Here is a 13,928-nt window from a genome sequence, read left to right as displayed (position 1 = left end):
GCCTGCAGGGCGTGGACGAGCCGTCAGGCATGGCATTCGTGCGGATCGGCACAAAGATCAGGCGAGGCGCCGGGAGACCTGCCGCACGGCGCGATGGGCCAGGATGATCTTCGAGGCTTCGGCCGGCGAGGTGGCTTCGGCCGCATCGAGGACGTCCCAGCGGGTGAGGCCGATATCGTTGAGCTCGCGCTCGGACAGGGAGCCGAGCTCGTCGAGGCCGCGCCGGTCGTCGTCCTGACGTGAGACGACGGAAGCGGCCTTCGAGAAGAGACGGCCGATCAAGCGGGTTGCCTGCGTGACCTGTTCCGCAGCCGAGTCGCCGGGGGTCCAATTGAGGGTGCTGTTCATGATCCTGGACTTCGTGTGGCTGAAAGGGGTGAGCACCATGTGCGCTCCCTCTCCCGGCAAAGACGTGCGATAGAGCACTTAGACTAGTTAGACTTGCGGTGCCTGCAGGTCTGGTAGAACCGGACCGCGCTTAAAGCCTCGACCTCCAAGTCATGATCAATAATTCCGAAGCCATGACTTTCCTGGCTCATTAAGGAATCATGACGCACGGGCGCCGCGCCGTTCATCGCGCCGGGCCAGCAGCAGCAGCGAGGCGTCCCCGACGCCGGAGCCCGCATCCTCCACGTCCTGGCGAACGAGGCCGATATCCTTCAACTCGCGGTCGGACATGACCGCGAGCTTCCTGACGACTCGACGGTTGATCGCTTGGCGCGACAGGCCGGATGCGATCTGCGCGAGCAGGCGGCGCAGGGCAGTCGACACCTTCGCGAGGGGCCCGGTCGGGAAGGGCGTGAGGGTCCGATGGACGGTCTGGCGGTGCACGATGGGGGTCATCGCTCGTTCTGTGTTCGTGATCGGGCGGCTGTAATGAACCCGACAGCCCTAGCGCTGACAGGGACAATCCAGTACGATCCGGGAGAATTGTCCGGACGAGAGACCAGTACAGATGGCGGTATCGGCGCGGACGACGCAGACCCTCGTGGAGACCGTGTCGTCCGCGATCATGGAACGGATCGCCGGGCGCCAGCTCATGCCCGGGGCAAGGTTGCCCTCGGTGCGGGCCTTCGCAGATTCCATGGGCGTATCGAAATCCACCGTGGTGGAGGCTTACGAGCGCCTCGGCGCGGAGGGCGCCATCGTCGCGCGTCGGGGCTCGGGCTTCTACGTCGCCGGCAAGACCCGTCCGCTCTGCCTGAAGGAGGTCGGGCCGCAGCTCGATCGGGCGGTCGATCCGCTCTGGATCACCCGGCAGTCGATGCAGGCGGGGCCGGATTTGCTGAAGCCCGGATCGGGCTGGCTGCCGTCCTCGTGGATGCCGGAGGAGGCGATCCGGCGCGCTCTGCGCCAGATCGCCCGCGAGCCGGAATCGAATCTCACCTGCTACGACCAGCCCCTCGGCCTGCCGCCGCTGCGCAGCCAGATCGCCCGGCGGCTCGCCGAAAAGGGCGTCGAGGCGGAGGCCGACCAGATCGTCCTGACGGATTCGGCGACCCAGGCCGTCGACCTCCTGTGCCGCTTCCTGCTCGACCCCGGCGACACCGTCGTCGTTGATGATCCTTGCTATTTCAACTTCAGCGCCCTGCTGCGGGCGAACCGCGCGAAGGTGGTGGGCGTGCCGTTCACGCCGTCCGGGCCGGACGTAGCGGCCCTCGAACGGGTGATCGTCGAGCACCGGCCGCGCTTCTATCTGACCAACTCGGCGCTCCATAACCCCACCGGCGCCACCTTGACTCCGACCGTGGCCCACCGCGTCCTCAAGCTCGCCGAGGCGCATGACGTGCTGATTATCGAGGACGATATTTTCGCCGATCTCGAGCCCGATCCGGCCCCCCGTTATGCAGGATTCGACGGCCTGAATCGGGTGATTGCGGTGGGAAGCTTCTCGAAGACGCTATCGGCCTCGATTCGCTGTGGTTACATCGCCTTGAGGCCCGATTGGGTCGAAGGACTGGTCGATCTCAAGCTCGCCCTCAGTCTCGGCAACGGGCATCTCTCGGCCGCGCTGATGCATCGGCTCATTACCGACGGGGCCTACCGCCGGCATCTCGCCGAAATTCGCGAAAAGCTCGCGCGGGGCATGGGCCAGACCGCCCGGCGGCTGGAGGAATGCGGCCTGACGATCTGGACCGAGCCGCGCGGCGGCCTGTTCCTGTGGGCGCGCCTGCCGGACGGGCTTGATTCGGCCGATGTCGCCCGCGCCGCCCTGGCGCGGGACGTGGTCCTGGCCCCGGGTGCCGCCTTCAGCACCGGGGAGGCCGGCCGCGACTTCCTGCGCTTCAATGTGGGCCATTGCGCCGATCCCGCGATCTTCCGCGTGCTGCAGGATTCCATGGCGACGGTCGCCAAGGGAGCGGTCTGACGGGACGTCGCCGGGCGCCGGCGTGGAACTCCCCGGCCATGGCGGGGCTTTGCTGAATCACGGCAAAGCTCGAGAATGCTCTGCAAGAACAAACCGGGAGGAACCATGTCGAAGCCCGAGTTGAAGCAGCCGCGTCCGCCCGAGCTGTTCTCGCCCTGGCGCACCGAGGCGCGCGCCAGGCTCCAGCAGGAGGCCCGCGACTTCGCCCGCGACGTGGTGCTGCCGATGGCCGACGAGCTCGACCGGCAGAAGGCCGAGATGCCGCGCTCGCTCATCGACCGGATGGCCGAGAAGGGCTGGTTCGGCATCACCATCCCCGCCGAACATGGCGGCCTCGGCCTCGGCGTGTTCGAATATTGCCTCGTCTCCGAGGAACTCGCCCGCGCCTGGCTCTCCGTCGGCAGCATCCTGGCGCGGGGGCAGGGGCTCGGCACCCAGACCCTCGACGACGAGCGCCGCGCCACGCTCCTGCGCAAATCCGCCCGCGGCGAGTGGATCGGCGGCATCGCCCTGTCCGAGCCCACCGCCGGCTCCGACCTCGCCGGCGTCCAGACCCGCGCGGTGCGCGACGGCGACGAGTGGGTCCTCACTGGCACCAAGCGCTGGGCCGGCTTCGCCCTCGCCGCCGATTTCGTCGAGGTCCTGGCCCGCACCCGCGAGCCGGAGCCGGGCGAGCCGCGCTCGGCCGGGCTGGAGCCGTTCCTCGTGGTCAAGACGCCCGGCACCTTCCCCGAGGGCATGACCGGGCACGTCATCGACAAGATCGGCTATCACGGCTTCCTCACCTTCGAGCTCGCCCTCGACGGCGTCCGCGTTCCCGAGGGCGACCGCCTCACCGGGCTCTACGGCGATGGCGGGGCGGATGCGGATTCCGGCGGCTTCGCCTCGGTGCAGCGAGGCCTCAACATCGCCCGCGTCCACACGGCGGCCCGCGCGGTCGGCGTCGCCCGCGCGGCGGTGGAGGATTGCCAGCTCTACCTGCAGGAGCGCGAGCAGTTCGGCCATCCGATCGGCGAGTTCCAGGCCCTGCGCTTCGCGCTGGCCGACATGTCGGCCGAGGTCGACCAGGCCCGCGCCTACTGGCAGCAGGTGGCCCATCTCCTCGACGAGGGCGAGCCGGCCGAGGGCGAATCCGCCAAGGTGAAGCTCCTCGCCACCGAAATGGCGGTCCGCGTCACCAACCAGGCGATGCAGCTCCACGGCGGCAACGGCTACACCACCGAACGGCGGGTGGAACGCTACTGGCGCGACGCGCGCCTGACCACGATCTTCGAGGGCACCAGCGAAATCCAGCGCCGGATCATCAGCGACCGGATGCTCGGTCGGGGGTGAGGTCCGCAATGACCCTGACCCGGCGAATTGGTCCACGCTGAGCGCGACCTGTTCGAGCATCCTGAACCCTGGAAGAGGGTAGATGCCATGCCTCGCCATCACTCCAAGAACGAAGAGATCGCCTTCGCCCGATGGCAGGCGTAAACCGTGCTTCGACGGGTTCCGGGCGCTGGAGTCGCCTAATGGCGGAAATGCGACTTGGGGTACTTACCCGCAACGATTGATTTGGGTGGTTTGCAGGCCGCGGCGGCTCCGGCATGATCTGCAGCATGAAAGACTGGATCGAGCACTTTCGGGAAGCAGCCGAGGGGTTGGTGGTCGCCGACGTCTGGCGCGGCTACGGATCGGCGTTGTTCATCGAATTCGGCAAACTGACACCTGCAGACGGCACACGCAAAGATGGCACTCCTGGTGCGCCTTCGGGTGCGATCGGCCTGATGATCGAGGCTGACTGGCGCATCGAAGACGCGCACGCCATCGTGTGCGGAAGTAGCAGCGACGAAGAACTTTGGGAGCCGACGTTCGCGCGGCTCGTTGGAAAGCATGTCGTCGATGTCGCTACGTTCGGACGTTTGCCCGAAGTGCTGATCTCGCTCTCAGATCGCTTCCACGTTGCGTCGTTCTCAACTTTGGAGGGCGATCCCGGGTGGTCGCTGTTTGACCGGCGAGGCGCCGCACCGATCACGGTCGGGTGCTGGTCCGGCGTGATCACAGAAGAGCAAGTCAATTCTGCTTAGGGTGGTTTGCGGACGGCCCATAGGTATGTTGGACCGATGAAATATACTCTCATCCGCATTGCCGACGCTGCCGACTGGCAGGTTTACCACGCCATCCGTCGTTCCTCGCTCTGGGAGGAGAGAGGTCTTGATGGCTACGACGATGCTCGCCCGCAGGAGCGTTTTGCTCATCATCACGCGCTGCTTCTTAAACTGAATGAGAAGGGGATCGGCACAACGCGGCTGGACGACCTGCGGGACGGGACGGGCATCGTAAGGCTGGTCGCCATCACAGCGTCCCTGCGGAGGCAGGGGCACGGCCGTGTGCTAGACACGATGGTCGAAGACTATGCACGAGGGATTGGGCTGAGCGGACTGTTCGTGAGTGCGGCTTCAGACGCCGAGAGGTTCTATACGGCGACAGGCTGGACCCGTGTCACGACGCAGGCGCCAGAACTGCTTGGAGACGCCGATGGCTGCGTTCGGATGACCAAGTCCATCGTCCCCTGAGCGTCGTTAGCTGCCATATGGTCTAGATGAATGGTCCCCTCACAATGAGGAGCGCCGCCAATCAGCCAGAGCGGCCGTTTCAACGGCCTCGATCCATGCACTCTTGCATGCGCCATACGCGTGAGAGTCGTCGGGGTAGAGCGCCCGGCAGCGAGCTTTCTCATGCTCGTAGGAGGCAACGATCTCTGGTCGCTCCCGAAGGTAGTCGCGAAAAGCGAGATGTCGGTCGATGTCCGGCGCACCGATTTCATAGCAGTGCACTTGGACAAGACGCCGCCCGGTGCCCGGCTCGTCCTTTGTGACGTAACGCCGCCCAGGAAGCCCAAACTCACCCCACCAGTCGTAACCGATCTGTTCGAGGTTCGTCTTCCTCAAATCCATTTCGTCGATGCTTCGGACGACAGGCAGGAGATCAAGGATCGGCTTTGCCCTCAAGCCTGGGATGGCCGTTGATCCGATGTGATGGACGATCAACAGGGCTGAACCGAGCACATCATGAAGAACGGACGCTTCCGCGAGTGCCGCTGCCGACCAATGTGGATTGTGTTCGGCCAATTCGACCTTGAAGGGTGGAGGCATCGTGTTCGACAATCAGGGCGACTGATACGAAGTTTCTAACGTCCAATCACATGTTCGCAATGGGTCCAGGCTGTGTGAAAACGCGGTAGCGGTAGAAGGACTTCCCCTCGACTCCCTGGGCAGCGCTGGCACGGACGTGCGAATGCCATCCGAACCGCCGTGTCAGATGTCTGGACGCCTACCGCATAGAAGATCGTTCCACGATTTCAGAGCCGCCCTGCGTTTTCACACAGCCTGGGTCGAAACCAGACCCGGAACATAGGTGCCATCCGTTCGATCCAGACGACGAGGGCGCGGCTTGGATGCCCGATTTCGCACTATGCGCAGGAAACTTCTTCCCCCGATCCCGTGGCGCATGATTGTGCTTGTTCGGGGAGGGGACGACCGTTAAAAGCCCAGTCCTGGACAAAAAAAGGCCGCCCCGGTGAGGGAGCGGCCCGAAGTCTAGGGAGGAAACGCCCAAGAAGGGCTGCAGGACCGCGACGCCATCGCGGTCTCACTCCACTCTTGTCGGACGCTGCACCGCACAATGCAAGCGCCGAAAGGCCATAGTGGTATGCCAAGCCTGCATAGGGCAGGGCCACGCGACTGGCTCCACACTCCCCGGTGATCCGAACGGGCGCCGATCGCGCCAAGGATCCGGGCTCATGTCCGCTCGCTGACGCTTCAGCAAGGCGTGTTCGGTCGGACTTGTCAGCAGATGCGCATGCCGGAATGAAGCATCCCATCAGACCACCTCATCCTGAGGTGCCGTTTGCGAAAGCAAAGGGCCTCGAAGGAGCCCTCCAGGCACCGAAGCGATCCCTGGAAGTCTCCTTCGAGGCCGCTTCGCGGCACCTCAGGATGAGGTAAATTCTTGGGAATACAGATCGAACAGGCGCTGAGACTATAAAGTCGCTTGCTGAGGCCGCGAATGTGCGCCGCAGCACCCCCGTCGCCGCTCCGCCCGTTCCGGAAACATAGCCGCAAAACACGCGCGTCATGGTTCGTCCTGCCCCGATCGATCCGGCGGCCGGACATTTCGAGCATGAGCCTCTCACCCTATCTGCAACGTCTCAGCATGGTCCTCATCGCGGCCGCCCTCGTCATGGGGCCGATCGCCGATCCGATGCCGGTGCTGCTCGCCTACGTCACCGCCGGGTTGCTGCTCGCCTATTGCAGCGTCGTCGATCTGATCTCCCCCCGTGATCGGTCACGGAAGGGGAGGGGGGTCGGCGCAGGGGCCTAGGCCGGTCGGGCGATCACATACTCCGGGGCGATCATTGCGCGACATCATTTCGCGACCTGGAGAAAATCCACGGCCGGGCCGGCTTCGTCCGTGAAGACGCCTGCCGTGAGGACACGGCCGAAGACGCAGGCCGTGTCGAGATTCGTGCGGAAGGGGCGGACATCCGGCCTACCGTCCTTCTGGGGCGTGTGCCCGTGAACGACGTGCTTGCCGAAGTCGAAATCCTCGGTGAGGAACGGCTTCCGGATCCAGAGCCGCGCCTCCACGTCCGGATCGATGCCGGTCCGTCCGGGGTGGAACCCCGCATGGACGTAGTAGCGCCGCGCGTCCTCGTGGACGGTGGCGAGGACGGACATCCAGTTGAGGACGCCGCGCGGCAGGTTCTCAGGGTCCTGGATTCCGAACGAGGCGAGGGTGCTCTCGCCGCCATTCTCGAGCCAGGCCGTGACCCCGAACGGCTTCTCGTAGGCGTCGAGCACCATCCGTTCGTGGTTGCCCATGAGGAAGGTGGCGCTGCCGTTCCCGGCGCGGTCGAGATCCCGCAGAATCTCGAGGACGCCGGCACTGTCCGGTCCGCGATCGACGTAGTCGCCGAGGAAAACGAGACGGCGCGGGCGGCCGTCGCCGTGGCGCTCGATCTCGGCGAGGAGCCGGACGAGGGCATCGGCGCAGCCATGGATGTCGCCGATCGCGTAGGTCAGGTCAGTCATCGGGCTCCCGGCCGCGCCCGGCGGCGCTCGGCCTTGCGGGTCGCCGTCTCGCGCAGGTGCTGCTCGATGACCGCGTTGGCGCGGCCCCGCATAACACGGATCTGCTCGTCGTCGTCGAAGGTTTCGGGGAACCGGCGCGACAACCACAGATAGGCGCTGGCGAGGCGGACGGTCCGCTCCTGATAATCGAGTTCGCCGCCGAGATTGGCGCGCAGGGCCGGGACGGTGGTGCGGGCGGCGCGGGCCTGGGCCCAGCGTTCCAGCATGGCGATGGCGATCTCGTCGCGCCGGTTCACCGGGCAGACCGAGAAGGCGAATTTCTCCTCGATCGGCAGGCGGGCGCGATCGATGACCTTGGCCACGTCGAGGATCTCGTCGAGGGCCGAGGGTTGGAACGGCGACCCGGCATAGAAGGTGGCGCGGGCGAAATGCGTCATCACCTCGCGCAGGCTCTCCGTCCGCATTTCCTCGGCGACGGAGCGGATCGCGATGAGGTCGGGCCGGACGAAGAACCGCGTATCGGCGGCGGGTGCGGTCGGGGCGCCGCCGAGGGCCGCCCGGATCGGCTCGATGCCGGTGGCCTCGGTGGCGGCGACATAGCCGACATCCTGATGGCCGAAGCGGCCGGCGCGGCCGGCGATCTGGCGGATCTCGGAGTTGGTCAGGGCCCGCTCGCCGACACCGTCGAATTTCCGCGTGGCGGAGAAGACGATGCGCTTCAACGGCCCGAGATTGAGGCCCATGCCGATGGCGTCGGTGGTCACCAGCACGGTGGCCTCGCCGGTGCGGAAGCGGGCGGCTTCGGCGCGCCGCACTTCCGGGGAGAGGGCGCCGTAGATCGTCGCCACGCTGTGTCCGGCGGCCACCAGGATCTCGCGGTTCTCGTGGACCGCGCGCCGCGAGAATGCCACGACCGCATCACCCGGCTCGACCTTCTCCAGGGGGACCGGCTCGTCGAGGAGGACGAGGGGCGTCTTGCGCACGAAGGTGACCACCTCCAGCGATTCGTTGGCCGCCTCCGCCGCACGGCGCACGGCGGCGAGCGCATCGTCGGAGCCGCAGACGACCACGAGCCGCGCCGGGATGCCGAACAGCGCGTTGGTCCAGGCCCAGCCGCGATCGGGGTCCGAGAGCATCTGGATCTCGTCGATCACCGCCACGTCGACGGGACGCGACAGGTCGGCGGTCTCGATGGTCCGCGAGGTATGGGTCGGCCTGTCCTCGCCGAGCACCTCCTCGCCGGTGACCATGCCGGCCTTGAGGCCGCGCTCGGCCAGCCCCTCGTAATTCTCGAGGGCGAGGAGGCGCAGGGGCGCGAGATAGGTCCCCGTCGGGGCAGCCGCCAGCAATTGCAGGGCGGCGTAGGTCTTGCCGGAGTTCGTCGGGCCCATATGGAAGACGATGCGGCGGCCGAGGCGCCGGGCGGCCGTGAACTTCTCGATATAGGCGCCGAAGCCGACCTGGTCGCGCAGCCGGCGCAGGCGCGAATCCTCCCGTGCGACGACCTTGGCGCGCTTGCGCACCGGGGCGAGCGTATCGCCCATGGAACGCCCGAGCTGCGGCCCGGCATGGAACACCCGCGAGCGGAGCGAGCGGTCCATATGGTCGATATAGGTGACGGCATCGGCGCCGACCTCGCGCAGATCCGCCGCCACCGCCTCCCGAAGCCGTTCGAGGGAGGGGCGCAGCACCCGCGCCGTCTGCGCGGTGATCTCCGCCACCGCATTCCGAAGGGTCTCGATGCGCCAGGCCGGATCGTTGCGCTCGGCCATGCCGGAGAGGATATCGCCGGCCACACCGTCGGGGGGGACGTCGACGCGCACGTCCATGCGCCCGCCATCGAGGAGGGGCAGGACGACACGGACGCGCCAGACGAGGGTGTCGTTCGCCGCGACCGTGACCTTCAGGCCGGGGACGCTCCGGGCCACCGCCTCCGCTCCGGTCCTGGTGAAGGCGCCCTGCGCCCTCATCCGCCGCAGCGCCTTGCCGACGCGCGAATCCTCGACGAAGCCGCCGAATTCCGGAAGGTCGAGCTGCGCCCGCAACGCCTCGATATCCACGGAACGCGGCGGCAGGCCGAGCCGGGCCACGGCCTCCATCAGCAGTTCGGCGGTGGGCTGAACGCGCTTTCGCGCCATGGGCGATCGATCCTCGGACGGGTATGGCAGCGGCGGCGCCATCGCCCCACGAGCCACGGGCAGGCTGCCCGATCCCGGACCCGGCGCCTATCCCGGATATGTGGATAAGGCCGGCATTTCTGGGGAGCGGCCTTCCGTCTCGGGTGCGGGACGAAGCTTTTCGTCGATCCGCTCTTGAACCGCCGAAGCTCTCGCCGGTTGACACCCTGTCTCACGGCCAATCCGGGCGACCTGCCGCAGAGATCGATGCGTCTTCATCGGGGTGCGCGACAGCCGGAATCTGGTTTCACTGCAACGGACATCGAATGTCTTCATTCGACGGGACGGGGAAGGCGGATCTCTTGCGAAATGGCGTCGCTCGCGGCCGCAGCGATCCAGTACAAAGCGGAATGTTTCGACGCTTTCGCGCTTGTGGAATGAGTGTTCGAGGCATGAGCGCGACGGCCGCTCGGGGAGGATGAACAGCGTGGACCAGCCGACACCGGTCGCTCACGTCGTCGATGCCACGGATGCCGCGAGGATCGCCGCACGGGTCGCGGCCTCGCGGGCGGCCGAACACGATCACGACGGCGGGTTTCCCGAGGCGGATGTGGATCATCTCCGGACGCTCGGTCTGCTCGCCGCGCCGATCCCGCGGGACGAGGGCGGGGCCGGCCTCGGCGAGGAGCCGGGTGCGGCGAGCCTGTGCGACGTGCTGCGCCTCGTCGGCAGCGGCAGTCTCGCCCTCGGCCGGATCTACGAGGGCCATGTCAACGCCCTGCAGCTCGTCGCCCGCTACGGCGACGCCTCCCAGCGCTCCCGGCTCTTCGCCGATGCGCGGCACGGGCATCTGTTCGGAGTCTGGAACACCGAGCGCGCCGATGACGGGCTGAAGCTCGTGGAAGGCCCCGACGGGTATCGCCTGAAATCCGGCAAGATCCTCGCCTCCGGCGCCGGCTACGTCACCCGCCCCCTGGTCACCGCCCGCACGATCCCCGGCGACCTCGCCTACATGGTGGTGGCGGATCTCGCCCCCTTCACGCGCGCCGATCTCTCCGATTGGCGGGCCCATGGCATGCGTGCCTCGGCCACGGGCACTGTCGATCTGACCGGCCTCGCCCTCACGCGGGACGACCTGCTGGGCGAGCCCGATTCCTACGGCCGGCAGCCCTATTTCTTCGGCGGCGCCTGGCGTTTCGCCGCCGTCCAGCTCGGCGGGGTCGAGGCCGTGCTCGACATCTGGCGCGATCACCTCCGCCGGACCGGCCGGGGGCACGATCCGCATCAATCGGCGCGGCTGGGGGAAGGGCTCGCCGCCGCCGAGACCGCACGCCTCTGGGTCGAGCGCGCGGCCCGCATCGTGTTCGAGGACGATCTCCATCCCGACCGGATCGTGGCCTATGTCCATCTGGCGCGAACCGCTGTGGAAGCGGCGGGGCTGACCGTGCTGCAGCTCGCCCAGCGCTCGGTGGGATTGCAGGGGTTCCTGCGCGATCATCCCCTCGAACGGGCCTCGCGCGATCTCGCCACCTATCTGCGTCAGCCGGCACCGGATTTCGCGCTGACCTCCGCCGCGCGCTATGTTCTCGGTGAGACCGTCGCCGCCGGAGATCTCTGGCGCGACGCCGGAGATGTGCCATGACGCGCCACTCGCAGACGATGCCGCCGGACTATTTCGAGGACCGCTACGCCGGCGATCCCGATCCCTGGCAATTCACCACCAGCCCCTACGAGGCCGGCAAATACGCCGCCACCCTGGAGGCCCTGCCGAAATCGCATTACGCCTCCGCCCTCGAAATCGGCTGTTCCATCGGAATCTTCACCGAGGCGCTGGCGCCCCGCTGCGACGCCCTCATCTCCGTCGACACGGCGGAAAAGGCCCTCGAACAGGCGCGCGAGCGCTGCGAGGCGGTCCCGCAGGTGAGATTCGAGCGCCTGCACGTCCCCGACGGATGGCCGGAAGGCCGGTTCGACCTGATCCTGATGTCGGAAGTGATCTATTTTCTCGATCCCGACGACATGGCCCGGCTGGCCGAACGCATCCTCGAAACCCTTCGCCCGGACGGCGATCTCGTCCTCGTCCACTGGACGGGGCCGACCCACTATCCTCAGAGCGGGGACGAGGCCTCCGACATGCTGATCGGCATCCTCGACGGGTCCATCCGCATCGTCCACCATCATCGCACCGACCGGTACCGGCTCGATGTCCTCACCCGCATCGCGTGAATCCTCATTCCTGAAGGTAGAGGCCGGCCAGAAGCGGGAGGCCGGTGCGGATCGAGGCCGGACCGTGTTTCGCCATCCCGCCTGGCTCCGCCTGACCCATTGGCTGAACGCCATCGCCTTCGGCACCCTGCTCGTCAGCGGAATCGCCATCCTCCTCGCTCTGCCGCGCCTGTTCTGGGGAGAGACCGGGGCGCTCGGCGCACCGGCCTGGCTCGATCTGCCCCTGCCGGTCGATCTCGAACAGACCGGCTGGGGCCGAAACCTCCACTTCCTCGCTGGCTGGATCCTCGTCCTCAACGGGCTCGCCTATCTCGTCCTCATCCTGGTGAGCGGGCATCTGCACAAGGCCCTGATACCGGATGGCGACCAGCTCACGCCCAGGCATCTCGCGGGAGAGATCGGCGATCATCTCCGTCTGAAGAAGGCCCGCGGCCGGGAGGCCCTCCGCTACAACGCCCTGCAGAAATTCGCGTATCTCGGCGTCGTCCTGGTGCTGTTCCCGCTCATGGTGCTCACCGGCCTCACCATGTCGCCGGGCGTGACGGCAGCCTATCCCGAACTCTTCAGCCTGTTCGGCGGCCGCCAATCGGCGCGCACGATCCATTTCCTCGTGGCCTGCCTGCTCGTTATGTTCCTGCTGGTCCATGTGATGCAGGTCTTCGTCGGGGGCGCCGGCAACCTCATGCGCTCGATGATCACCGGACGCTTCGCGATTCCCTCGGAGACGGGCGATGACTGAGCTCTCCCGCCGGAGGCTTCTCACCGGTTCGGCCGGTCTCGTCGGGGCCGGTCTTCTCGGCGGCTGCGAGGCCCCCTCGCTCAGCCGCCTCGCGACGCCCTACGATTGGAGCAACGGGCTGACCTTCGCGGTACAGCGATGGCTCCTTCGCAACCAGCCGCTGGTGCGCGAGTTCGGACCGGAGGCGATTTCCTCCGTCTTCCCGACGATCAACACCACCGATCCGGACGATCCCGGCTACAGGACATCGAAGGCCGTGGCCTTCGCCGATTGGAAGCTGCCCGTGACCGGCCTGGTCGAGCGGCCGGACGCCTTCTCCCTCGCCGATCTCAAGGCGATGCCGGCCCGCACCCAGATCACGCTGCATAGCTGCGAGCAGGGCTGGTCGGCCATCGCCGGATGGACCGGCGTTCCCCTGGCACATCTCCTCGCCAAGGTCGGCCTGAAGCCCGAGGCCCGCTTCATCGTGATGCGAAGCGTCGATGGCTGGTGGGACAGCTACGACCTGTTCGATGCCCTGCATCCGCAGACCATCCTCGCCTACGGCATGAACGGGCAGGATCTCCCCATCGCCCATGGTGCCCCCCTGCGCCTGCGGGTGGAGCGACAGCTCGGCTACAAGAGCCTGAAATACCTGACGCGGATCGAGGCGGTGGACCGCGTCGACGGCTTGGGGAAGGGGAGGGGGAGCATGGTCGCGGAGCTCGGATTCCCCTGGTACGCCGGGATCTGAGCCGGGTCTCATGGGCCGGATCGCGAGGCCGTATGGCCCGTCTCCGTCATCGACCTGTCGTTTTAGGTGTTGACGCGGTCCGGCGCCGTCCGTATATCCCTGTTCATCGGCGGCGGCCAGCGGGGACTTCGGTTCGGCGGGCGTCGTTTGTGTCTCTTGGACAGATCGGATGGGTTGTCCGGCTTAATCGCTGGGTGATCTTCTGTTTTTGTCTTTGTGGGTGTGTCGGTTCCGGCGGTCTGGTTGATCTGGATTGCTGGGGTTGACAGGGGGATTTGGAGGCCTTAGACGGCCCCCACCGCTGAGGCGGCCCACCGGGTGGTGGGTTCGGTATCACGGTTCCTCCAGATCGACAAGAGGGTTTTCACCGAGGTTCGGTGGGGATCGGTTGTTTGGTCTCGCGGATTGGTTTTGGCCGGGCATTGTTGCTTTGGTCGTGTTCTTTGACAAGTGTATCTGAGAAAGAGAAGCGTGGACGGCGTTGTCCTTGCGGATCTGCGAGAGCAGATCGTGTGAGACGATTGCTGACACGTTTCGAGAGCTCACACTGAGATATGCGGAGACGCGATCTTGGTTTGTGTGCTTCCGTTATGATGTGATCAGCTAGATCAACTCTTCAACTTGAGAGTTTGATCCTGGCTCAGAGCGAACGCTGGCGGCAGGCTTAACA

14 protein-coding genes are annotated in these 13,928 nt (G+C 66.5%); 9 read left to right on the top strand and 5 right to left on the bottom strand.

Annotated elements, in window-relative coordinates; genetic code table 11:
• Positions 1-57 precede the first annotated feature (57 nt).
• Together ACFQ4G_RS16650 and ACFQ4G_RS16645 are read right to left on the bottom strand one after the other, a co-directional pair.
• Positions 58-387 carry a DUF1127 domain-containing protein gene (locus ACFQ4G_RS16650; RefSeq protein WP_238209020.1) on the bottom strand — a complete coding sequence of 110 codons (330 nt, stop codon included), beginning with the start codon at positions 385-387 and terminating at the stop codon, positions 58-60.
• Positions 388-546: 159 nt separating this feature from the next.
• Positions 547-843 carry a DUF1127 domain-containing protein gene (locus tag ACFQ4G_RS16645; RefSeq protein ID WP_238209021.1) on the bottom strand — a complete coding sequence of 99 codons (297 nt, stop codon included), beginning with the start codon at positions 841-843 and terminating at the stop codon, positions 547-549.
• A 112-nt stretch (positions 844-955) separates the two neighbouring features.
• Between ACFQ4G_RS16645 and ACFQ4G_RS16640 the strand changes: the two genes are divergently transcribed.
• The 4 genes from ACFQ4G_RS16640 to ACFQ4G_RS16625 all read left to right on the top strand — a co-directional run bounded on the left by ACFQ4G_RS16640 (position 956) and on the right by ACFQ4G_RS16625 (position 4,926).
• Positions 956-2,368: an aminotransferase-like domain-containing protein gene (locus ACFQ4G_RS16640; RefSeq protein WP_238209022.1), complete on the top strand. Its 1,413-nt coding sequence runs from the start codon at positions 956-958 to the stop codon at positions 2,366-2,368.
• Positions 2,369-2,473: 105 nt separating this feature from the next.
• On the top strand, positions 2,474-3,700 hold the full coding sequence (locus ACFQ4G_RS16635) for an acyl-CoA dehydrogenase family protein (protein ID WP_238209023.1): 1,227 nt from the start codon (positions 2,474-2,476) through the stop codon (positions 3,698-3,700).
• Positions 3,701-3,969: 269 nt separating this feature from the next.
• Entirely contained in the window at positions 3,970-4,437 is a 468-nt protein-coding gene (locus ACFQ4G_RS16630; RefSeq protein ID WP_238209024.1) for a hypothetical protein, read from the top strand.
• Between the two features lie 36 nt (positions 4,438-4,473).
• Positions 4,474-4,926, top strand: coding sequence for a GNAT family N-acetyltransferase (locus ACFQ4G_RS16625; RefSeq protein ID WP_238209025.1), 453 nt, complete (start codon positions 4,474-4,476; stop codon positions 4,924-4,926).
• A 39-nt stretch (positions 4,927-4,965) separates the two neighbouring features.
• Here ACFQ4G_RS16625 and ACFQ4G_RS16620 read toward each other — a convergent pair whose 3' ends face one another.
• Positions 4,966-5,505 carry a GrpB family protein gene (locus tag ACFQ4G_RS16620; protein ID WP_238209026.1) on the bottom strand — a complete coding sequence of 180 codons (540 nt, stop codon included), beginning with the start codon at positions 5,503-5,505 and terminating at the stop codon, positions 4,966-4,968.
• Positions 5,506-6,532: 1,027 nt separating this feature from the next.
• Here ACFQ4G_RS16620 and ACFQ4G_RS16615 point away from each other — a divergent pair.
• The gene (locus ACFQ4G_RS16615) at positions 6,533-6,733 is read left to right on the top strand and encodes a hypothetical protein (RefSeq protein WP_238209027.1); all 201 of its coding nucleotides are present in this window, start codon (positions 6,533-6,535) and stop codon (positions 6,731-6,733) included.
• A gap of 44 nt (positions 6,734-6,777) precedes the next feature.
• Here ACFQ4G_RS16615 and ACFQ4G_RS16610 read toward each other — a convergent pair whose 3' ends face one another.
• Together ACFQ4G_RS16610 and ACFQ4G_RS16605 are read right to left on the bottom strand one after the other, a co-directional pair.
• Positions 6,778-7,443 (bottom strand): metallophosphoesterase family protein, encoded by a 666-nt coding sequence (locus ACFQ4G_RS16610; protein WP_238209028.1) that lies wholly within the window; start codon positions 7,441-7,443, stop codon positions 6,778-6,780.
• Entirely contained in the window at positions 7,440-9,581 is a 2,142-nt protein-coding gene (locus ACFQ4G_RS16605) for a helicase-related protein (RefSeq protein ID WP_238209029.1), read from the bottom strand. Before ACFQ4G_RS16605 ends, ACFQ4G_RS16610 begins: the two co-directional genes overlap by 4 nt.
• Before the next feature lie 466 nt (positions 9,582-10,047).
• Between ACFQ4G_RS16605 and ACFQ4G_RS16600 the strand changes: the two genes are divergently transcribed.
• The 4 genes from ACFQ4G_RS16600 (at position 10,048) to ACFQ4G_RS16585 (ending at position 13,258) form a co-directional block, all read left to right on the top strand.
• Entirely contained in the window at positions 10,048-11,202 is a 1,155-nt protein-coding gene (locus ACFQ4G_RS16600) for an acyl-CoA dehydrogenase family protein (protein ID WP_238209030.1), read from the top strand.
• The gene (locus ACFQ4G_RS16595) at positions 11,199-11,786 is read left to right on the top strand and encodes a class I SAM-dependent DNA methyltransferase (protein WP_238209031.1); all 588 of its coding nucleotides are present in this window, start codon (positions 11,199-11,201) and stop codon (positions 11,784-11,786) included. The genes ACFQ4G_RS16600 and ACFQ4G_RS16595 overlap by 4 nt, the downstream gene beginning before the upstream one ends.
• Positions 11,787-11,850: 64 nt before the next feature.
• Entirely contained in the window at positions 11,851-12,525 is a 675-nt protein-coding gene (locus ACFQ4G_RS16590) for a cytochrome b/b6 domain-containing protein (RefSeq protein ID WP_238209032.1), read from the top strand.
• A complete protein-coding gene (locus ACFQ4G_RS16585) occupies positions 12,518-13,258 on the top strand; it encodes a molybdopterin-dependent oxidoreductase (protein WP_238209033.1) in 741 nt (246 codons plus the stop codon). The genes ACFQ4G_RS16590 and ACFQ4G_RS16585 overlap by 8 nt, the downstream gene beginning before the upstream one ends.
• Positions 13,259-13,928: the final 670 nt, after the last annotated feature.

Origin of the sequence: Methylobacterium marchantiae (genome assembly GCF_042679825.1) — a bacterium.
GTDB lineage: Bacteria > Pseudomonadota > Alphaproteobacteria > Rhizobiales > Beijerinckiaceae > Methylobacterium > Methylobacterium marchantiae.
This window is presented reverse-complemented; position numbering and strand designations above follow the sequence as displayed.

What these genes read in the sequence shown, in the direction of transcription:
- ACFQ4G_RS16650 (WP_238209020.1), bottom strand. Translation starts at nt 387, where the DNA reads ATGGTGCTCACCCCTTTCAGCCACACGAAGTCCAGGATCATGAACAGC.
- ACFQ4G_RS16645 (WP_238209021.1), bottom strand. Translation starts at nt 843, where the DNA reads ATGACCCCCATCGTGCACCGCCAGACCGTCCATCGGACCCTCACGCCC.
- ACFQ4G_RS16640 (WP_238209022.1), top strand. Translation starts at nt 956, where the DNA reads ATGGCGGTATCGGCGCGGACGACGCAGACCCTCGTGGAGACCGTGTCG.
- ACFQ4G_RS16635 (WP_238209023.1), top strand. Translation starts at nt 2,474, where the DNA reads ATGTCGAAGCCCGAGTTGAAGCAGCCGCGTCCGCCCGAGCTGTTCTCG.
- ACFQ4G_RS16630 (WP_238209024.1), top strand. Translation starts at nt 3,970, where the DNA reads ATGAAAGACTGGATCGAGCACTTTCGGGAAGCAGCCGAGGGGTTGGTG.
- ACFQ4G_RS16625 (WP_238209025.1), top strand. Translation starts at nt 4,474, where the DNA reads ATGAAATATACTCTCATCCGCATTGCCGACGCTGCCGACTGGCAGGTT.
- ACFQ4G_RS16620 (WP_238209026.1), bottom strand. Translation starts at nt 5,505, where the DNA reads ATGCCTCCACCCTTCAAGGTCGAATTGGCCGAACACAATCCACATTGG.
- ACFQ4G_RS16615 (WP_238209027.1), top strand. Translation starts at nt 6,533, where the DNA reads ATGAGCCTCTCACCCTATCTGCAACGTCTCAGCATGGTCCTCATCGCG.
- ACFQ4G_RS16610 (WP_238209028.1), bottom strand. Translation starts at nt 7,443, where the DNA reads ATGACTGACCTGACCTACGCGATCGGCGACATCCATGGCTGCGCCGAT.
- ACFQ4G_RS16605 (WP_238209029.1), bottom strand. Translation starts at nt 9,581, where the DNA reads ATGGCGCGAAAGCGCGTTCAGCCCACCGCCGAACTGCTGATGGAGGCC.
- ACFQ4G_RS16595 (WP_238209031.1), top strand. Translation starts at nt 11,199, where the DNA reads ATGACGCGCCACTCGCAGACGATGCCGCCGGACTATTTCGAGGACCGC.
- ACFQ4G_RS16585 (WP_238209033.1), top strand. Translation starts at nt 12,518, where the DNA reads ATGACTGAGCTCTCCCGCCGGAGGCTTCTCACCGGTTCGGCCGGTCTC.